Origin of the sequence: Paraburkholderia translucens, from assembly GCF_020881035.1 — a bacterium.
GTDB lineage: Bacteria > Pseudomonadota > Gammaproteobacteria > Burkholderiales > Burkholderiaceae > Paraburkholderia > Paraburkholderia translucens.
Window position 1 is genome coordinate 115,738 of record NZ_JAJITC010000006.1, and the last position, 19,035, is coordinate 134,772.

Annotated in this window: 16 protein-coding genes; 5 read left to right on the forward strand and 11 right to left on the reverse strand. The window is 62.7% G+C overall.

The window, feature by feature from the left end; translation table 11 throughout:
• The first annotated feature begins 3 nt into the window (after window positions 1-3).
• Both LJ655_RS12875 and LJ655_RS12880 read left to right on the forward strand, forming a co-directional pair.
• Window positions 4-1,557 carry an alkaline phosphatase family protein gene (locus LJ655_RS12875; RefSeq protein WP_230561625.1) on the forward strand — a complete coding sequence of 518 codons (1,554 nt, stop codon included), beginning with the start codon at window positions 4-6 and terminating at the stop codon, window positions 1,555-1,557.
• 192 nt (window positions 1,558-1,749) lie between these two features.
• Window positions 1,750-2,061 (forward strand): DUF4148 domain-containing protein, encoded by a 312-nt coding sequence (locus LJ655_RS12880; RefSeq protein WP_230561626.1) that lies wholly within the window; start codon window positions 1,750-1,752, stop codon window positions 2,059-2,061.
• 286 nt (window positions 2,062-2,347) lie between these two features.
• On the opposite strand, the gene LJ655_RS12885 is transcribed toward LJ655_RS12880, so the two are convergent.
• From LJ655_RS12885 to LJ655_RS12895, 3 genes are all read right to left on the reverse strand, one after another.
• Window positions 2,348-2,596: a hypothetical protein gene (locus LJ655_RS12885; protein WP_230561627.1), complete on the reverse strand. Its 249-nt coding sequence runs from the start codon at window positions 2,594-2,596 to the stop codon at window positions 2,348-2,350.
• A 179-nt stretch (window positions 2,597-2,775) separates the two neighbouring features.
• Window positions 2,776-3,828 carry a phytoene/squalene synthase family protein gene (locus tag LJ655_RS12890; protein ID WP_230561628.1) on the reverse strand — a complete coding sequence of 351 codons (1,053 nt, stop codon included), beginning with the start codon at window positions 3,826-3,828 and terminating at the stop codon, window positions 2,776-2,778.
• A gap of 184 nt (window positions 3,829-4,012) precedes the next feature.
• Window positions 4,013-4,504: a DUF4126 domain-containing protein gene (locus tag LJ655_RS12895; RefSeq protein WP_230561629.1), complete on the reverse strand. Its 492-nt coding sequence runs from the start codon at window positions 4,502-4,504 to the stop codon at window positions 4,013-4,015.
• Between the two features lie 339 nt (window positions 4,505-4,843).
• Here LJ655_RS12895 and LJ655_RS12900 point away from each other — a divergent pair, with 339 nt between their 5' ends.
• A complete protein-coding gene (locus tag LJ655_RS12900; RefSeq protein ID WP_230561630.1) occupies window positions 4,844-5,722 on the forward strand; it encodes a LysR family transcriptional regulator in 879 nt (292 codons plus the stop codon).
• A gap of 4 nt (window positions 5,723-5,726) precedes the next feature.
• Here the strand turns inward: LJ655_RS12900 and LJ655_RS12905 are convergent, their stop codons facing one another.
• Both LJ655_RS12905 and LJ655_RS12910 read right to left on the reverse strand, forming a co-directional pair.
• On the reverse strand, window positions 5,727-5,978 hold the full coding sequence (locus LJ655_RS12905) for a hypothetical protein (RefSeq protein ID WP_230561631.1): 252 nt from the start codon (window positions 5,976-5,978) through the stop codon (window positions 5,727-5,729).
• A gap of 40 nt (window positions 5,979-6,018) precedes the next feature.
• Window positions 6,019-6,540, reverse strand: a complete 522-nt coding sequence (locus tag LJ655_RS12910; RefSeq protein WP_230561632.1) for a lecithin retinol acyltransferase family protein — start codon at window positions 6,538-6,540, stop codon at window positions 6,019-6,021.
• 449 nt (window positions 6,541-6,989) lie between these two features.
• Between LJ655_RS12910 and LJ655_RS12915 the strand changes: the two genes are divergently transcribed.
• Window positions 6,990-7,277 carry a hypothetical protein gene (locus tag LJ655_RS12915; RefSeq protein WP_230561633.1) on the forward strand — a complete coding sequence of 96 codons (288 nt, stop codon included), beginning with the start codon at window positions 6,990-6,992 and terminating at the stop codon, window positions 7,275-7,277.
• 5 nt (window positions 7,278-7,282) lie between these two features.
• Window positions 7,283-8,053: a PP2C family protein-serine/threonine phosphatase gene (locus LJ655_RS12920; protein ID WP_230561634.1), complete on the forward strand. Its 771-nt coding sequence runs from the start codon at window positions 7,283-7,285 to the stop codon at window positions 8,051-8,053.
• A gap of 23 nt (window positions 8,054-8,076) precedes the next feature.
• Here the strand turns inward: LJ655_RS12920 and LJ655_RS12925 are convergent, their stop codons facing one another.
• From LJ655_RS12925 to LJ655_RS12950, 6 genes are all read right to left on the reverse strand, one after another.
• The gene (locus LJ655_RS12925; RefSeq protein ID WP_230561909.1) at window positions 8,077-9,429 is read right to left on the reverse strand and encodes a sigma-54 interaction domain-containing protein; all 1,353 of its coding nucleotides are present in this window, start codon (window positions 9,427-9,429) and stop codon (window positions 8,077-8,079) included.
• Window positions 9,423-12,491: a peptidase domain-containing ABC transporter gene (locus LJ655_RS12930; protein WP_230561635.1), complete on the reverse strand. Its 3,069-nt coding sequence runs from the start codon at window positions 12,489-12,491 to the stop codon at window positions 9,423-9,425. The genes LJ655_RS12925 and LJ655_RS12930 overlap by 7 nt, the downstream gene beginning before the upstream one ends.
• Before the next feature lie 39 nt (window positions 12,492-12,530).
• Window positions 12,531-13,283 (reverse strand): peptidylprolyl isomerase, encoded by a 753-nt coding sequence (locus tag LJ655_RS12935; RefSeq protein WP_230561636.1) that lies wholly within the window; start codon window positions 13,281-13,283, stop codon window positions 12,531-12,533.
• Window positions 13,284-13,320: 37 nt separating this feature from the next.
• Window positions 13,321-14,694 carry a beta-barrel domain-containing protein gene (locus tag LJ655_RS12940; RefSeq protein WP_230561637.1) on the reverse strand — a complete coding sequence of 458 codons (1,374 nt, stop codon included), beginning with the start codon at window positions 14,692-14,694 and terminating at the stop codon, window positions 13,321-13,323.
• Window positions 14,672-17,278, reverse strand: a complete 2,607-nt coding sequence (locus tag LJ655_RS12945) for an FHA domain-containing protein (RefSeq protein ID WP_230561638.1) — start codon at window positions 17,276-17,278, stop codon at window positions 14,672-14,674. The genes LJ655_RS12940 and LJ655_RS12945 overlap by 23 nt, the downstream gene beginning before the upstream one ends.
• A gap of 239 nt (window positions 17,279-17,517) precedes the next feature.
• Window positions 17,518-18,930: an efflux transporter outer membrane subunit gene (locus tag LJ655_RS12950; RefSeq protein ID WP_230561910.1), complete on the reverse strand. Its 1,413-nt coding sequence runs from the start codon at window positions 18,928-18,930 to the stop codon at window positions 17,518-17,520.
• Window positions 18,931-19,035 lie beyond the last annotated feature (105 nt).

A 19,035-nucleotide genomic window follows, 5' to 3' on the forward strand; every position in this document is an offset into this window, starting at 1 on the left:
AAAATGAGTGACACCGAGCAGAACGCACAGGACGCGCAGAACGATCCGATCGAACACGTCGTGCTGCTGCTGATGGAGAATCACTCGTTCGACCAGATGCTCGGCTGCCTCGATGCCGTTCACGACAACCTGGATGGCGTGCGCAACGCGGCCGGCAAGTCGAACGCCGACGGCGAGGGCAACATCTTCTATCCGCGTGCGACGCGCGAGAGGCAGATGAAGCACGATCCGAATCACGAGCACGAGGCCGTGATGGCACAGATCGCGGGGGACAACGGCGGCTTCGTGCGTTCGTTCGTGAAGGACTATCCCAGGAGCAGCCTCGCCGCGCGGCAAGACGTGATGGGCTATTACCCGCTCGGCTTCCTGCCCGCGCTGCATACGCTGGGTTCGACATTCACCGTGTGCGACCGGTGGTTCTCGTCATTGCCGGGGCCGACGTGGCCCAACCGTTTTTTCGCGCTGACGGGTACGTCGAAAGGCCAGATCGAAATGCCTTCGGGGCCCGACGCGCTCCGTCCGCACTGGTACACCGAGCAGGACCAGGACACGATCTTCGATCGCCTGAACGAGGCGCGCAAAACATGGCGGGTCTACTTCTACGACTTTCCCGCGTCGTTGCTGCTGACGAACCAGCGGCGCGCGGAAAACCTCGCGAATTACCGCTATTTCGACAAGTTCTTCGAGGACGCAGCGGGACCCGCCAGTCAATTTCCGCAATTCGTGCTGATCGAGCCGAAGTACTTCGGCGATGCGCAAAACGACGATCATCCGCCGCACAACATCATGAAGGCGGAAAAGCTGATCGCGGATACCTACAATGCGCTGCGCTCGAATCAGGCGCTGTGGGAGCGCACGTTGTTAGTGATCCTCTACGACGAGCATGGCGGCTTCTACGACCACGTCTCGCCGCCCGCCGATGCGCTCGCTCCCGACGGGCACACTGGGAGCTTCGATTTCAAGCGACTTGGCGTACGCGTGCCCGCCATCCTGGTGTCGCCCTGGTGCGAAGCCGGCGTGTGCAACGAACGATTCGATCATTGCAGCCTGCTGAAGTACCTGTGCGACAAGTGGCAAATGCAACCGCTCGGCAGGCGCACCGAAGCCGCCGCCAACATCGGTGTGGCGATTCGCCGTGGCGGCAGCGCGCGAACTGACACGCCGGCGTTTATTCGCGTGACGAATGAATCGCTGATTACCGAGCACGTCGAACTGGAGCGCAAATCGTTGAACGGCAATCAGCATGGCTTGCATCATTTCGCCGACTTCCTGCACGCGGAACTGGACCGGCTCGCCGCCCAGGCGGTCGAGGCGGCCGCGCAACTCGCGCGCACCGGCAATGCGTGGGTGCGCTTCAAGAGCGCGCTGGGCTCGCTGATGATGAGTCTCGGCGAGTGGCTCAGCAAGGACTTCTACGACGCACGCGACCAGCGCGACGCGCGCACGAGCCAGGCGTTCACGCGCCTGCGGCAATCGCTGCCCAGCGCCACGCCAGGCACCGCGCGAAACGATGCCAGGGCAACGGCCTCGCCTGTCAGTCCGGTCTCGCCGGAATAGTGCCGCGCCGCGGCGGCACCTCCATCGATTGCGCGTTAACCCTCAAAGTTCCGGTCTTTTATATCAAATCCCGCAATAAACATTGGCCGAATCGCGACTTACTCTCTCCAGTTATCCAATTTACACTGCAATCACTGACTACGAACATGAACGTTCGCAGCAAGATAAAACCCTGAACTGGAGGTAAGTATCATGAAATCGCTGATCCAAGCTGTCGTCATCGCCGTCGCTATCGCCGCTCCGGTCGCTTCGTTCGCGCAAGCCAACGAGCCCGTGACCCGCGCTCAAGTGCGCGCCGAGCTGGAACAACTGGAAAAGGCCGGCTATCAACCCGGCCACGCCGACCCGCACTATCCGGCTGACATCCAGGCTGCGCAAGCCCGCGTCGACGCGCGAAACGCCGGCCAGGCCGCTACCGGTTTCGGTGGTGCGGTGAGCGGTACGTCGGAAACGAGCCATCCGGCTCCGACGGTCGGCCCGAAGTCGGTCTACTTCGGTCAGTAAGCAGTAACAGGGGCCGCGGGCGGTTCGGTAAGTCCTGGCGCAGTATCGCCGCGAGGCGGTATGGCGACATCACGCCCCAAACGCTGCGCCGATCAGCGCGTCAACGCGACGCGCTCTTACCGATTCAAATGAACTGGCCCACGGCCGGGTATCCCCGAGCGTGGGCCAGTTCATATCCGCTTACCTCCGTCATCGGGCTCCCGATGACTTCGCCCAGGCCTTCCGGCTCTGGGCGCTTTTTCGCGGCGCTCCATGTGCGCCGCTTTGAATCCTGCGCTGCCGGTACTCAGTCGCGCGCGATCAGATTGCCGACCCGGCCACGCCCGGTGACGAGGCAACTCGACAGGAAGCTCTCGCTCTGCGCGCTCGCGCCGGCGTCTCCAAAGCCCTTTTTCAACGCATCCGATTTGACGCGCGCCGCGCCCTGGTGGCACGTAATCGTGCCGACCTCGCCAGCTTGCGCACGCATCAACGCCCGATCCGCCATCAGATAGCCAAGCAAAAGCACCAACGCAATATTGAACGCCTGTCGCATGGATCGTCTCCTTTTCGAAGAGACTAACGCGAAGCGCGAATGCGGTGGCCTAGGGCTTTCCCGATTGTTGAATGTTCAATGATCCAGAATAAACCGCGAGTACCGTTTGCGATTCATAGTGCATTGAAACGATTCAGATACATTCGATGCGCGTAATGCTTTTGCGTCGCTGTAGGCGTTTACGCGTACAGCCGCGCTTCGATCCGCCCGATTCGCTTCTCGATCGCATTACGCACCAGCGCATTCGAAGGCACCAGCAGCAGCGACGACGCGATGATCCGATACACGCTGTGGCGCGTCACCTTCGACACTTTCGCCGGATCGAGCCACGCGTCGTTATCCGCGAGCAGCAGCAAGGTGTCGAGGCCGATCAGGATCGGCCATAGGCAGGCGAGCCGCAAGCGCACCGCGCTCGCGGCAATCGCGAGCGTATAGTCGAGCGCGGCGCGGAAATGCTCGAGTGTCTGACGCACAAGCTCGACGAGCAGAGGTCGCGCGCGCATCGAATTGGCCGGTTGCAGCAGATCGCGAGGGCTCAGGCCGTGGCGCTCGAGCATGCTTTGCGGCAAATAGCAGCGGCCGATGCGCAAGTCTTTTGCGCAATCGCGCAGCACGTTGGTCATCTGCAATGCCTTGCCGAAACGCACGCCCCAATGCGTCATCGTGCTGGGCTGCTCTTTCAGCGTGCCCGGCATGTGCGCGTAAGTCATCGTGGTCCAGAACTCGCCTACGCAACCCGCGACCAGATAGGTATAGCGATCGAGTTCGCCGTATTCGCGCAGCGCCGCGAGTTGGCCGGAGCGTTCATCGGGGAAGGTGCGCAAATCGAATTCCATGCCCTCGGTCAGCGTCGTGACGATCGCGCGCACCGCGTCGCGGTCGGACTCGCTCAGTTGCGCGAGCACGGCGAGTGCGGGGCTCAACGATTCGAGCAGCAGCTTTTCATCGGACTGGGCCTGCTGACCCGCGACTTCCGCGGCGATGCGCTGGAACGTCGCGCTGTCGATGGTCTCGCCATTGATCTGATCGCGCAGCGCGAGCAGCAATTCCAGGCGTTGGCCCGGCGCAATCAGCGAGGTGTCGGCAATCGTATCGGCCGCGCGCGCGAGCAGATACGCGAGGCCGATCGGATCGCGCATGCCGATGGGCAGCACGCGCAGCGTCAGATAGAAGGAGCGTGAAACGCCTTTCAGGAGCGGGCCGAGAAGAAAGGCCCGGGTCGGATTCGGCATGGGTTGGATCGGTTGGCAAGAGGCGGGTGCAAGCCCGCGGGGATCAGGCGCTGCCGAATTGTATACGGCCAGCTGCGGCTGTTAGGCGAGCAGGGCGTCAAGCCGATCGAAAAGAAAATGCCGTCGCGGCGAGTTCGACTGGCGGCGGGGAGGCCAAGCACGTTCCGCCGCGTTCGGCTTTACGTCAGAAGCCGTGCAGCGATACCACGATCAAAGCAGCGGCGACGAGCGCGACCACGTCCTCGATCAACGCCGCCGGCGCATCGCGCCCGAACATGTTCGCAAGCGAGCTGCGTGCCTTCGCGCCTCCGAGCGTGCCGATCACCGCGCCCACGGCGCCGACCACCGCGCCGAGCACCCCGACGATCCAGCCTCCCGCGAGCCCGCCATGCGCGCCGCTGATTGCAGCGCCGCTCAGCGCGCCGAGCACGATGCGCGCGCCGAACTGAAGCGGCACCTTGCGGCTCGGCGTTTCGGGCAATTGATCCGTGATCAGTTCGAGTACTGCCAGCACGGTGAAGATATATGGCGTGGCCGCGAACCCGAGGAACGCGAGCGACGTGCCTTGCAGCGGCAGCCATCCCAGACGCGCGGCCCAACTGACGGCGGTAGGGGCGATCATCGCGCGAAGACCTGCGACGACACCGATGATCAAGGCCAGAACGTACACGGACATAGCGGACTCCCGAACGAGGGCAATGATGCAAGGTTGCACGAGCCGACGGCTTACCTGGACGAACGTCGGCAGAACATGTCGAGCATTCCATCTGGACAGTCAACTTCTCACCACCTACATCGAGGCAATCCGCTGCAGCCGTTCCCGTTACTGACGTTTTCCGGCTCTGTGCCGCCGACTCGCTACCGCGCGTTTGGCGCTGCGCCGAGCGGGCGGTTGCCCCCGTCGATGTGGCCCTAGTGTCGCACAATTCGACTCGCGAATTACAGCCGCGAAGTCGGCGAGGCGGGCAGATGATGATAAGTTAGCCAACTCGCAAGAAAACCGACTATCTGCACCATGCGACCGTATCTCCCGCTGAACGCGCTGCGCGCGTTCGAATCGTCCGCGCGGCACCTGAGCTTCACGCGTGCCGCGCAAGAGCTGAACGTGACCCAGGCCGCGGTCAGCCAGCAGGTCCGCTCGCTGGAAGAGCGGCTCGGCACTGCGCTCTTCCAGCGTTTGCCGCGCGGCCTGGCGATGACCGACGAAGGGCGCGCGCTGCGGCCGGTGCTGTCCGACGCGTTCGATCGCATCGAGACGGTGCTCAAGCAGTTCGACGGCGGCCATTTTCACGAGGTGCTGACGGTCAGCGTAGTCGGCACGTTCGCGGTCGGCTGGCTGATGCCGCGCCTGAAGTCGTTTCGCGAGGCGAATCCGTTCGTCGAGCTGCGGCTGCTGACCAACAACAACCTCGTCGACCTGGCGACCGAGGGTCTCGACTTCGCGATCCGTTTCGGCGACGGCACGTGGCCCGGCTCGCTCGCCACGAAGCTGCTCGACGCACCGCTCGCGCTGTTGTGCACGCCCGAGATCGCCGCGCGCCTCGCGCGGCCCGGCGATCTGGCGAACGAAACGCTGCTACGCTCGTATCGCATGGACGACTGGATGAACTGGTTCGCGGCCGCGGGCATCGCGCCACGGCCGGTGCGCGGGCCCGTGTTCGATTCGTCACGGCTGATGGTGGAGGCGGCGATACAGGGCGCGGGCATTGCGCTCGCGCCCGCGCTGATGTTCGAACGTGAGATCCATGCCGGGCGTCTGGTCCGCCCGTTCGACGTGGAGGTAGAGGCGGGCAGTTACTGGCTGACCTGCCTGAAAGGCAAGCCGATGACGCCGGCCATGGAGCTGTTCAGTCAGTGGATCGCGAAGGAAGCGGCCACGCCGGGCCGCGCTTGAGTTGCTACGCCGCCGAGCGGCAATGTCCGTTCATCGCGGGCCGCTCGGCTTGCGGCGGGAACACGTTCCACGAACCGTCGTCGTGGCGGAAGAAGAAGATCGACAGCAATCCTTCGGGCTTCAAGGCCTGCACGCAGACGTAGCGTTGCCGGTGCGATGCGCGATGGCAAAACCGCACGACGCGCGCGGGCATTGACGGCGTGGGCGCGAGCCATTTGTCGACGACCCAGTGCAAGCTGTTTTCCGCGGCAACCATGATGTTCTCCTCGAATCGTCCCGTTCGCGACGCGCCGCGTTCACGCGACTTGCGCGAGTCGTGCCACCCCGTGTTCATTCCTCGTCCCGGTCTCGACAAATGCCTTCACGAGACACAGCAGCGCGCGCATGGCCGTGCGCGGATGCCGCAGGCAGCAATGCACCTGTTCGCTGCGGCTTTCGCCGAGCAGGCACCAAGCGCAGAAGTGTTCGCAGTTGTTGGTCAGCAGGCGATAGCGGTTTTCGCCGAGGCGCGAGCGAGCCCGGTTCACCGCTTCGGCGCCGACGTAGATCGCGCTCGGCGTTGGGCGGATCGACAGCGGATGGCCGCAGGCGAAGCGCGCCAGTTCGACTTCCTCGACCGGCCCGCGGTGCGCGGAGCCGGCAAAGCCCGCGTAATGCACGACACGGCCGTTGCCGACATAGATGCCGTGATGTTCGTAGCCGTTGCGTTGCGTGACCAGATGCGAGCCGATCGGCAGATCGATCGTCGATGAAGCGGTGTCGCAAGCGGCCGCGGATGGCGGGTCGTCGTCGCGCGCATCGAGCATTTGGGTGTTCATGGCTGGCCTCGTTCGCATTTCCAACACTGTTGCGAAAGCATTTGCATGATCCAGGCCATGCGCCGCAAAGCCCCTGTTTACAGGGTTCACGACTCATCAAGCGATTTTCTGAAGAGGGAAATGTCAGTGCGAGGCCAACAAAAATCGCGTTGATCTGTTGGCGGGCGACACTCATGTGCAGGCCGTGCCGCGCGGCGAATTTTCCTCAATGGAGAACGCAGGGAACGCCGAAGAACGTGTTGGTTCCCGCACCTGTTTGAATGCTGGCTTGTTGGGTGCGAGCCGACCCATCGTGTCGGCCGGGATCAGGCCAAACCTGCGCAACGCACGCCAGTCAAAGCGCTGCGGGCTGAGCGTGCAATCCGCCCCCGATTGGCATGGCCCTTGCACTATCTGGGCAGAGTCCATTCAACCGCGCGCATTGCACGCGCGGCCAATCGGAGAACGACATGTCCTGCATCAAATTGAATGACCTCTCGCTGAACCTGGCGCTCGACCGCAAGGCTATGGCGGCGATTCGCGGCGGCGGCGGCGCGCCGTGGGTGTATGGCTGGATCCAGCCGTACGTGCCGCAAACGCCGAGCATCGGACCGGTGGTCAATCTGTACGAGGTCTCCAACAACTTCTATGCTAACCAGATGATCAACCAGTTCCAGTCGGTCGACGTGCGCAATGCTGGCGCGAACTCGAACATCAACGTGTCTCCGGACGCACGCAATAGAAACGATATGGTGTAGCCGTTGTGACCTGCGCGAGCCAATTTCGCTGGACGTCGTGCGCGCGTTCCGACACCGGACGCGTCCGCGAAATCAACGAAGATGCCTGCCTCGACGAACCCGAAGCGGGACGCTGGGCCGTTGCCGATGGAATGGGCGGGCACGCGGTCGGCGATCTTGCGAGCCGTACCGTGATCGACGCGTTGACTCGACTCGCGGCGCCGCAAGGCCTCAGGACACTGATCGACGATGTCCGCGCGCGGCTCCAGGACGCGAATCGGCAATTGCGTGACGAAGCCGCGCGCCGCCAGGTGCAACGCATCGGCAGCACCGTGGCCGTGCTGCTCGCATGCGATCGCTTCTGCGGCTACGTATGGGCGGGCGACAGCCGCATCTACCTGTACCGCGCGGGACAATTGCGGCAACTGACGCGCGATCACAGTCAGGTCGAGGAGTTACGCTCGCTTGGCGTAATCACCGAAGAAGAGGCGCGGCATCATCCCGCGCAGCACATGATTACGCGCGCTGTCGGTGCGACGGATCTGCTCGAACTCGACGACGATGCAATCGAGGTCGCTGACGGCGACGTGTTCCTGTTGTGCAGCGACGGGCTCAGCAACGAACTGAGCAACGACGAGATCGCGGACGTGCTGACCTCGGCGGAGCGCGAAAACGCGTGTGGCGAACTCGTCGACCTCGCGCTCGCGCGCGGCGGGCGCGACAACATCACCGCTGTCGTGGTCGAGGCGCAGGACCCGGATGCATCGGAGAAGACGCTGCTGAATCCGGCTCCGTGACGACCTTCAGGCCGGAGTTCCCCTCAACCTTCGTCGTCTTCCTCGTCGGGCTCGTTCGCACCGTTCTTCGCGGGCGGCGCATTGCGATTACGGAAATCCTTCGAGTGCAGGCCGTGCTTTTTGAGCAGCATCTGCAAGTGCGAGCGATTCATGTCGATGCGCCGTGCCAGTTCGGCGACCGTCCCGCTCACTTCCCGCAATCCCCGTTCGAGGAACGCTTTTTCGGCGTCATCGCTCGCGGCCCGCTTCGCATCGCTGAGTGACATCAGATTCGCGACACTGATCGGCTGATTGCCGCTCGTCTGCGCGCCATCCTGCTGCGCCGCCGAACCGGGTGCAGCGGGCCGCATGTCGAGCGGCAAATGCTCGACGTCGGCCATCTCCCCCGCCAGACATGAGATGCGGTACATCACGTTGCGCAGCTCGCGGATATTGCCCGGATACGCGTAGCTCAACAGAAAGTCCCGCAAGCGCGGCGTCAGTCTGACTGGCCGCCGTTTCAGCGTGCCCGCCGCTTCGTCGCCGAACCACGCAATCAGCAGCGGAATCTCGTCGCGGCGTTCACGCAGCGGCGGCATCGTCACGTGAATCACGCTGAGCCGGTAGAACAGATCCTCGCGAAACCGCCCCTCCTCGCTGAGTTTGCGCAGATTGCGATTGGTCGCCGCGACGATGCGCGTATCGACCGCGATGGTTTCGTCGGAGCCGACGCGTTGAATCTCGTGCGCTTCGAGCACGCGCAGCAGCTTGACCTGGCCTGCGAGCGGCAACTCGCCGATTTCGTCGAGAAAGATCGTGCCCGTGTGCGCGCTTTCGAATTTGCCCTTGCGGTCGTTCGACGCGCCGGTGAATGCGCCCTTGCGATGCCCGAATAGCTCGGATTCCAGCAGATTGTCCGGAATCGCACCGCAGTTCACTGAAATGAACGGCTTGTCGGCACGCGCGCCATTCGCGTGAATCACTTTCGCCATCAGTTCCTTGCCAGTGCCGCTTTCTCCGTCGATCAGCACCGGCAAATCGGTAGGCGCCGCCTTCTCCGCGATTTCGAGCGATTCGAGCAAACGCGGATTATCGCCAAACGTCCCCTCGAAAATGAAACTGCGTTCGAGCAGCGCCTTGCGGCGCGCCCCGCGCGATTGCTCCGGGCTCACCTGCAGTTCGCCCGCGGTGGCCGCCTGCACGAAGCGCTCCTTGTGTGAAAGCTGCATCACTTCGTCGCGCAACGACGTGGCCTGCCTGAGCAGCTTGTCGATATCCGCGCGCTCGAGCCGCGACGACCAGCGCAACGTGGAACGCAGAATCTCGATCCGCTCGATCAGTCCCGCGTACGATATCGCGGGACTCGCCTCTTCAATCTGGTCGAGTATCTTCATGATGCGCTCAACTGTTTTTGCACGAGCTGATAGTACATGCCGCCGCGCTGGATCAGCTCCTCGTGACGGCCCTGTTCGACGATTGCGCCTTCATACAGCACGAGAATCTTGTCCGCGCGCATGATCGTGCTGAGCCGATGCGCGATGATCACCGCGGTGCGGCCCTTCAGGATGTCGTGCATATTGCCGAGAATATTGCTTTCCGATTGCGAGTCGAGCGCCGAGGTCGCCTCGTCGAACACGAGCAGACGCGGATCGTGATACAACGCCCGCGCGATGCACAGCCGCTGGATCTGACCGCCCGACAAACCGATGCCGCGCTCGCCGACGATCTGCTCATAGCCGAGCGGCATCTTGCTGATGAAGCCGTGCGCGTCGGCCATTTTCGCGACCTCCTCGATGCGGCGGCGCTCCGGCGCGTCGTCGCCGCTCGCGATGTTCTCGGCTATCGTGCCCGAGAACAGCAGATTGCTTTGCATCACGTAGCCGATCTGCGCGCGGAAGCAAGCCTTGTCGATCACGCCGGAGTCATAGCCGTCGATCGTCATCTTGCCTTCGCTCGGCTGATAGAAGCCGACCAGCAGCTTGGCGAGCGTGGTCTTGCCCGAGCCGCTGCGTCCGACGATCGCGACCAGCTCGCCGGGCTTGATATCGAAGCTGATGTTTTCCAGCACATAAGCGGAGTCTTCTTCGCCATAGCGGAAATACACGCCTTGCAGGCTGATGTCGCCTTGCAGCTCCGGCAGCATCACGCGGGAGGGCAAATCCTGCGGCTTCTGTTCGGGCTCGATATCGAGCACATCCCCGAGCCGTTCCATTGCGACGCCCGCATCGTTGAGCATGCTCCACAAACCGACGAGGCCCATCAGCGGACTCAATACGCTGCCCATGAACGCATTGAACGCGATCAACTGACCGATCGTCAATTCACGGGCGAGTACCAGATTCGCGCCGACCCAAAGAATCGCAATCGTCGTTGCCGCGTTCAGAAGTTGACTGCCAAAGCCGACCAGAATATTGAATGCGTGCGCGCGATATTGCAATTCGAGCGCCTTCGCGTATTTCTTCTCCCAGCGCAGCCGCACCGGCCGCTCGATGCCCATGCCCTTGACGGTCTCGACACCCGAGAGGGCTTCCATCAAAAACGACTTCGCCTCGGTCGACGCCGTAAACACCTCGCGTGCGTAGCCCTTGATCTTCGGCGTCGCGATCACGGTGAGCCCCATGATCGGAATCACAAACGCGATCAACACCAGCGTCATCTTCACGTTGTACACGAACATGATCGTGAAGTAGATGAAGATCATCAGCAGATTCAGCGCGGTCGTCACGGTGGATTCGGTCAGGAACGCGCGGATCGTCTGGTTCTCCTGAAAGCGCGCGAAGATATCGCCGGTCTTGCGCTTTGCGAAGAACGAGAAAGGCAGCGACAGCGTATGCTTGAAAAACTGCGACATCATCGCGAAGTCCATGTTGCGCACCATGAAGTTCGCCAGATACGCGCGAATCATCGACATCAACTGCGCGAAGACGTTCGAGATGATCAGTCCGCCGATCAGCATATGCAGCAGACTGACGTTCTGATGCACGATCACGCCGTCCAGAATGTTCTGGATAATCAGCGGCGGAATCACGCCGAGCACCTGAATCACGAACGTCGCGAGAAACAGATAGCCGAGTATCTTGCGGTACGGCTTCAGATAGCCGACGAAACGTATCCACGGCGAGCGCGCGGCCGATATCTCCAATAGTTGCGGTCCGCCCGTAAACAACAGACAGGTGCCGCTCCACCCCCGTTCGAAGTCTTCGACGCTCAGTTTCCTGAAACCGAGTGCCGGGTCCGCCACCCACACATAGTCTTTCGACAGACCGTACACGATCACATAGTGGTATCCCTCCCAATGCACGATGAACGGCAGATCGAAGCCGCGCAGCGAATCGAACGTGCATTGCACGCCGCGCGTCGTGAAACCGAGCGACTCGCCCGCGCGCGCGAGACTGTCGAGCGTCGCGCCTTGCGTCGTCACGTTCGCCAGTTCGCGCAGTTTGCCGAGCGTCATCGGAATGCCGTAATGACGGCAGATCATGGCGAGACACGCGGCGCCGCAATCCATCTCCTCGGCCTGCTCGACGAGCGCGAAGCGCCGGATAATCCTCTCGCCGAGTTCCGGCTTGCTTTGCAGGTCGAGCATGAGCGGCAGCTTGCGCCGCTGTTCGAGCCGCTTTTGCCGCTGCAATTCGCGCTCGCCGTAGCGGATGCGCTCGTCGAGTACTTCGCGCAGTTTCGGATTGCGTTCGAGAATGAAATGAACGGTGCGCTCGGGAATCACCAGCAGCCGCGTGTCGGTCGTCGCGACGACCGATGCCATCTGCTCCTGGCGCATGAGACACGCCTTCTCGCCGAATATCTCGCCTTCGCCGAGGGTCGCCAGCGTGTAGTCGTGGCCCTCCTCCTGGCGCACGATGCGCACCTGGCCTTGCCGCACCACATAAAGCCGCCTGTCTTCGCGGCTGTCCTGCTTGAGAATCTCCTTGCCGGCAGCCACCCGCTTCGCGCCGACGCTGCGCACGTACTCCTCGAGTTCCGCCTTGTCCAGCTTGCCGCGCAGATCGAACAGTTGCGCGACGAAGCCGCCGGCCGAATTGATCGCGACATAGCTGGCGACGAACGCCAGCGCGGCGGCGTTGCCCGCCATCACCGGTTCGATAGCCACGCGCGGTATGAACAGCAATTCGGTTTTGGCCGAAGACCGTACCGACGCTTCATGAACGTACGTGCGCAACATTGCGATGTCGGCGAAGATCTCGCCCGACTTGCGCACGCCCATGCTGGTTTCCTTGCCGTGCTCCTCGGTGAAGATACGCACCGTGCCTGAGCGGACCACATAGAGACCGTCGGCCACTTCTCCGGCCGAGCAGACCGTTTCGCCAAACGAATAGAACTTCGCCTGCGCGGCTTCGGCGAGCCGCTCGATTTCGTCGCGCGAGAATGGCGAAAAGATCTCCACCGAAGCGAGAAATTCGGCTGTGGAAAGCGCGGAGGGCGCGGTCTGGGGGGCGTCCATGTATCGGCGAGCCTCGCTTCATCAGGCGCTAGCCAAGCACTAGCGCGCTTCTATCACGTGTTCCTGCGCACGGGCAATCAGCCAGCTTTCGCGCAGCAAACGGCGGATTTCGGTGGCCACGTCGGCATCGAGCGTGGCGGGATACTTGGCCGTTACCGCGAAAATCTCGAAGCATGAGCGGTCCGCCGACGGAAACGGTCCAAGCAGATCGCCCACTGCGGCATTGAAGATCTTCGCCTCGATATCGGGCTTCAGCGAGCCGCGCAGCACCTTGCCGATCACGCCACCCGACTCGCGCGTATCCGCAATCGAATGCTCGCGCGCCATCTCGGCAAAGCTGTCAGGGTCATCGCGCAGGTACGAAATCATTTCCTTCGCCTTGCCCTCGCTATCGAGCACGATGTGGCTGACTTCGATCGCGTCGAACTTTGGCGAATTCAAGGCGAAGTAATCACGGATCGCCGCATCGTTGCCTATCTCGTCGAGCATCTTCTCCTGATAGAGACCGTCGGTAATGAACGCCTCGAATTCGTCGAGGCTCACGTGCAGCGCGTCGAGATAGTGATTCATGTCCGCCGCGCGATGCAGCCCGCGCACGCGGCGAAACTGGTCAGCGCGCTGCTGGATCTCGTCGGCGGTGACGGTCACGCCCTGCTTCTTCGCCGCGTGGACGGTGAGCTTGTCGCGCACGATTTGCTCGATCAGGCTCTCAAACTGGCCGGTCAGTTTCAGAAGACGAATGAACTCGTCCACGTTCACGACTTCTTCATCGATACGCACTATCGCGGTCATTTGCTGCGCTCCTTTCGTGGATGTTTGATTCGTGCGCTCAACCCGCCACCTCTCTGAACGGATCGAGACCGAGATCGATCAGCCGCCGCTCGCGCACGACGATTTCCGCATTGGCGGTCATGCCATAACGCAAGGGATAACGCATGCCGGCCACCTGGTAGTAGTCTCTGTCGAGCGTGACCCGGCCCTCGTAGACCGGTTGCTTGTCCTGCACGGACGGCTTCGTGGCCGGCGAGATATACGCGAGCGTGCCGTTGATCAAGCCGTAGCGCTGGTAGGGAAACGCGTTGAACTTCAATTTGACCGGCAGGCCTTCGTGCAGAAAAGCCCGGTCGCGTTCGGCGATCTCGATCTTCAGGACGGGCCGCGCGTCTTTGGGTGCGATGCCGCCGAGCGGCGCATTCGCCTGAATCTTGTCGCCGCGCTGCGTCGAGGTGACGTCGGTGATCACACCCGAAACGGGGGCGAGAATCAGCAAAAAATTGTCCTTGTCGATGTTCTCGAAACGCACGCGCGCGGCCGCATCGGCTTCGAGGCGCGCGCTTTGCAGCTGCACCCGCAGCTTGTCTTCCGCATCGGTGATGTCGCGCACCGCCGCATCGTATTGCAGTTGCAGGTCGGTGCTCTGCTGGCCGCTCGTCGCAAGTTGGGCATTCGCCTGCGCGTATTCATGGCTCAGGCGGAAATCGAGCTCGGCCAGCTTCGATTGCGCAACCCGGTATGCGTTGTCCGCTTCGAGCGCAGCCGTGCGTTTCTGCTCGACCTGCAATTCGGCAATGCCGCCGCCGCCCGGCTGTGCGAACAGCCTCGAATAGCGGTCCAGTTCCTGATTCGCCGCTTCGCGCACACGGCGCGCATTGTCGAGCGAGCTGCGCGCCTCGTCGAGCTCCGCCTTCTGCCCTTCGGCGAGCTTCGTCGTGCCCTCGGACACCCGGTTCTCGTGCAACCGTTCTTCGACATCGAGTTGCGCCTTCAGCGACGCGGCCTTGCGTTCCATCAACGCCTTCTTCTCCGGAAACTGCTTCCATTCGCGTTCAGCGTCTTCGAGTTTCAGTTGCGCCTGTAGCGCATTGCTGGCGGCCTCGATCGCGCCGCGCGCATTGAGCCGCGCAAGCACGTCGCCTTTCGACACCGGCTGTCCCTCGGCGATGTACAAATCCGCGAGCTCGCCGTCGATCGGCGTATAGATGCGCCGCACTTCCGATTCCGGCGACAACGTGCCGGGCGCGCTGACGATCACATCCGCGCGGCCGACGAACGACCACAGCAAGCCGGAGACGACCAGCGCGACCATCGCCCAGATCAGCGCGCGCGCGATCCGCACGGGCTCGGACGTCAGAATCGCGATGCCCTCGACGCTATGATCTTCGAGCGCCTCCGACAATGGTCTAGGGTGAGGGTCGCGCTTCACTCTGATCGCCTCCAATCAACGCGAGCTTCGCCTTCAGCAGCCCGGGGTCCAGCACCATGCGCAACTCGGTCAACGAGCGGCGCTGTAAACTCGCCTCGGCTTCGATCTCCGCCAGCAGGCGATCGAAGTCGGCGGGATGATCGGCCTTCAGCTGCGTATAGATGCGCATACCCTGCCGCGCCGCCGTTTGCGCCTCGGACAGCAGGCGCGCCTCATTGCGAAAGCCCGGCGAAATGCCGGCTTCGAGCCGCTGCGTGCCGCCGATCGGGCCATTCGCGCGGTACTCCTTCCACAAGCTTTGCGCGCGCAGCCATAGATCCTGAGCATGCGCGAGCGCCTTGTCATGCAAGGCGGCGACGTCCTTCTGGATCGACTGCACGAACCACGCATCGGCTTGCGGATCGAGGCTCGCGTAGAACGACAGCAGACGCTCGTCGTAATCCTTCGCCCCGCGCGTTTTCTGCAGATCGTTGTATTGATCGGACAACGCCTTCTTGTGCGCCGCTTCGGCCGAGAGCACGTCGGACCACGGGTTCGCGGGCATCGACTCTAAATCGTTCAAGGCCTGCTGCGCGTCGCCGCGCCGCCACGCGGCATCGACCGCGTCCTGGCGCCGAACGATGTCCGCCGACGGCAAACGCGTGGCCGCGAGCCGCTGGAACTCGGTCTGAAAAGGTGGTGTGCTGAAGCGCGCCGTCTTCATCATCGCGAGCAATGACGTCCATTGACGGCTCAACGCGGCATTCAGCAACGCGGTGTATTGGCGCAAATCGTCACGCACTCGATCGAGCCCCGCGAGCCGCGGATAACGCTGCGCGTAATCGTCGAGCACGGGGGGCAGCGCGTCGGGTTTATCGCGCGCGAGTTCGGTGTGGATCACGTCATTGAGCCGGTCGATCGCGGCGACGTACACCGAATCGTCGCTTTCGAGCTTACGCAAATGACTGAGCGTATGAGCGTACGGCTCCGCGAAGACGGGCACGTAGCTCGCAATCCGGTCGAGCGCGCGCTGATGACTCGTGGCGTCGTCGTCCCAGCGGTGCAGCAGATCGTTGATCGTCGCTTCGTCCGCATACATGCGGATCGGGGCGTCGACGCCGCCGCGCGCCGCGACGAAACGTTCGAGATCGCCGACCCACTGCAATTGGCCGACCAGCGACGCGGCGTCGGCATTGTTGGCGCTCGACGCCTTCATCTCATTCAGCAGCGCATCGGCCCGGTCGAACTGCGTCTTTTGCAGCGCTTCGAGCCAACCCGGTAATTTCGCCTTCAACAACGCCTCGCTCGCCAGTGCGCGGACCTTCGTGTCCGCAGGATGCGTGGCCAGATAGCCGCGCGCCACAGTGACGGCGCTCGCGTAATCGCCGCTCGCGAGCAGGTTCTTCAGTTGGCGCTCCGACGAACCGTGCAGATAGAGGCCCACGCCAAGCGCGACGACAATGGCGACACCAGCGCCGCCCCACGCCGCGGCGCGCCGCACATTGGCGCCCTCGTCGTCCGCGAACGCCTTGTGCAATTCGCCGGCGAGCATCTTCCAGCGGCGCGGCTTGCCCCTTGCGGCGCCGTTTCTGCTGCTTGCATAGGCGCCGTTCTGGTTGTTCGCGGCATGTGCGCCCGCCGCGCCTTTCGCCGTCTTTGCGCTGTGCGCGGCTCCCGCGCCATCGCGCTTCGCCCGCGCTGAGCCCGGCTGCGCCGCCTCATTCACCTCGTCTTCGCGTTGCAGCGCCGGATCGACGCAAAAGATGTCGAGGAACGAATGCGCCGCACCGACGAAGGTTGTCTTGTCGGCGTCGGCGGCGCTGTCGGCAGTGGGACGCAGGGAAAGCTGTGTCACGGTGGGCTCGCCGTCGGATAATTTCTGTAGCGACACCCTGTAGACGAAGTGGTCGCCGCCAAATGCAACGACGTCGCCCTCCGCGAGCGGCAATGCCGATTCGTCGAGCCGCCTGCCGTTCACGAATGTGCCGTTCGTGCTGCCCAGATCCTCCACATAGAGCTCGCCGCCTTTCAGAAACAGATGTGCATGGCGCCGCGAAATGTAATTGACCTGGTGCGGATAGCGGTCTTTATAGCGCGAGAAAACTGCGTCCGTTTTGCTGACCAGAAACGGAAAAGCCAGCACGTCGACCGGTTGCAGACCGAGGTCTTCGCGCTGCGGCACCAACAACAGATTCATGACGGCAGAAGCGCTTCCACTCGCGACGATGCGCGCGCGCGGCTCGACGCCGACGCGATAGCACAGCTCACCGCCGAAGCAGAGTTCATCACCCGCGCGCACACGCGCGGGCGTTTGCCGCACCGCTGTGCCGTTGACGGTCGTGCCGTTCTTGCTGCCGAGATCGGCAACATAAATCGCACCGTGCTCGATGAAAAGGCGCGCGTGCCGGCGCGAGAGACCCGCGATCGATTGAGCGGGATAGTCGTTGAACGGCGCTTCGCTGCGGCCGATGGCGAACAGGTTGTCGACGATGCGAATGGCGTCGAGCGCGGGGCGCTGCGCGCACGCGACCGGCGACAACACGACGTCGAAGGCAGCGTCTACTGTCGCGCGCATCTCAGCAATCGGAGCTTCGCCGGCGGCCATTTTATCTGGATCACTAAGCGCTTACCCGCCGCGGCGAGGACGCGGGGCGAACGGGACGAAGAACAACGGCGCAACGATACTGTCGTGAAGAGCCAGGTAAGCGCTGACCCCTTAAGGATTGTAAGTCACGCATGGCGAGTGTCAATTTGGATATCGTCGGTTGAGAGGAGAGCGGGCAATCCCTCAGCAGACGAAATACCCGCGCACTACGCCAACTCTGGGATTAGCTCAATGCTTCGTTACTTCTCTTTGACCTGCGCTTGCACGTCGATACTCGGCCAGCCGCCGCCAAGCGCTTTATATAGCGTGACCGTGTCGGACAGAATCAACTGGTGGTTTTCCAGCAACGCCTGTTGCGCCTCCAGCAAGGTCCGCTCGTCTTCGAAAACTTCGAGCTGCGACACCACGCCGAGGCGCAACTGCGACTGGATCTGATCCGCGACGATTTGCAGGCGCGCCACCTGCTGCTGCAATTCCGTGTGCTGCGCCTTATGGGCACTCAGATTGACGAGCGCGTTTTCGACTTCCTCGAATGCGCCCATCACGGCCACGCGATATTGCTGCTCGGCGACTTTCGATTGCGCCTCGGTCACCTTCACATGCGCGCGCACGCCCGGATCGAACAGCGGAATGTTGATGCTCGGCATCAAGCCGAACGTGAACGACTTCAGCAACTGGTTCAGCGCGTAACTCGCCGTGCCGCCCTGCGCGGTGAGGCCGATGCTCGGCAATTGCGCGAGCTTCGACTGGCCGACGAGGTCATAGGCCTCGAGTACCCTGAATTCGGCCGCCACCACGTCGGGGCGCCGCGTGAGCAACTGCGCGGGCAAACCATCGGGCACGTCCGGCAATTTGACCCGCTCCTGCAAATGGCCCTGCGGCACCTGGAATTCGCCGGCCGGTACGCCGAGCAGCGTACACAGCGCGTTGTCGGAAACCGCGCGGGAGCGACGGATCTCATACAAATCATGAGTGAGCCGGTTGATCTCCGCCTGCTGGCGCAAGACCAGGGTTTGCGGCACGAGTCCGTTGCGCGCCTGGCCTTCGTAGATCGTCAGGATTTGGCGGTTGGTGGCGATCGTCTTTTGCTGCTGTTCGATCTGGTCGTCGAATTGAAGGATCTGGAAATAGGTACTGGCCACATTCGCGACGAGCTCGAGATACCCTGCGCGCCAATCCGCCTCGCTTGCGTGGAATTCGGCCTTTTGCGCCTGCACGCCTTTTTCGACTTTGCCCCAGATGTCGATGTCCCAATTCACCTGCAACGCGAGGTTATACGTCTTCGTGAGAGGCTGGCCGGTCGTCTTCGTGTAGTCGAGTCCGGCACCGAGATCCGCCGTCGGCAATGCGGCCGCTTGTGTCTCGCTGATCTGCGTGTGCGCGACTTCGATACGCGCGGCGAGCACCCGGATGTCGAAGTTGCCGTCAATCGCCTTGTCGATCAGCGTATTCAGATAGGGGTCCTGGAAGCCTTTCCACCAGTCGCGCTCGATTGTCTCCGCCGCCGATACCGGCGCGCCCTTGCGATCCGACCATGATGTCTTGGCCGGCGTGTCCGGGCGTTGATAGGCCGGCATGCTGACATCGACGCAAGCGCTCAAGGCCAACGCGCACAGCGCTGCCGCGCCGATGTCCCGCAGCACGCGGACCATGCCGCGCGGCGCCGCGGGTGCTGCGCGACACCGCTGGAAGTCAGGCGAATCACACGAAGAATCGAGCGACGATTCCGGCAGTGCTGACACGTTGTGTCTCCGATG

What these genes read in the sequence shown, in the direction of transcription:
- LJ655_RS12875 (WP_230561625.1), top strand. Translation starts at nt 4, where the DNA reads ATGAGTGACACCGAGCAGAACGCACAGGACGCGCAGAACGATCCGATC.
- LJ655_RS12880 (WP_230561626.1), top strand. Translation starts at nt 1,750, where the DNA reads ATGAAATCGCTGATCCAAGCTGTCGTCATCGCCGTCGCTATCGCCGCT.
- LJ655_RS12885 (WP_230561627.1), bottom strand. Translation starts at nt 2,596, where the DNA reads ATGCGACAGGCGTTCAATATTGCGTTGGTGCTTTTGCTTGGCTATCTG.
- LJ655_RS12890 (WP_230561628.1), bottom strand. Translation starts at nt 3,828, where the DNA reads ATGCCGAATCCGACCCGGGCCTTTCTTCTCGGCCCGCTCCTGAAAGGC.
- LJ655_RS12895 (WP_230561629.1), bottom strand. Translation starts at nt 4,504, where the DNA reads ATGTCCGTGTACGTTCTGGCCTTGATCATCGGTGTCGTCGCAGGTCTT.
- LJ655_RS12900 (WP_230561630.1), top strand. Translation starts at nt 4,844, where the DNA reads ATGCGACCGTATCTCCCGCTGAACGCGCTGCGCGCGTTCGAATCGTCC.
- LJ655_RS12905 (WP_230561631.1), bottom strand. Translation starts at nt 5,978, where the DNA reads ATGGTTGCCGCGGAAAACAGCTTGCACTGGGTCGTCGACAAATGGCTC.
- LJ655_RS12910 (WP_230561632.1), bottom strand. Translation starts at nt 6,540, where the DNA reads ATGAACACCCAAATGCTCGATGCGCGCGACGACGACCCGCCATCCGCG.
- LJ655_RS12915 (WP_230561633.1), top strand. Translation starts at nt 6,990, where the DNA reads ATGTCCTGCATCAAATTGAATGACCTCTCGCTGAACCTGGCGCTCGAC.
- LJ655_RS12930 (WP_230561635.1), bottom strand. Translation starts at nt 12,491, where the DNA reads ATGGACGCCCCCCAGACCGCGCCCTCCGCGCTTTCCACAGCCGAATTT.
- LJ655_RS12935 (WP_230561636.1), bottom strand. Translation starts at nt 13,283, where the DNA reads ATGACCGCGATAGTGCGTATCGATGAAGAAGTCGTGAACGTGGACGAG.
- LJ655_RS12945 (WP_230561638.1), bottom strand. Translation starts at nt 17,278, where the DNA reads ATGGCCGCCGGCGAAGCTCCGATTGCTGAGATGCGCGCGACAGTAGAC.
- LJ655_RS12950 (WP_230561910.1), bottom strand. Translation starts at nt 18,930, where the DNA reads ATGGTCCGCGTGCTGCGGGACATCGGCGCGGCAGCGCTGTGCGCGTTG.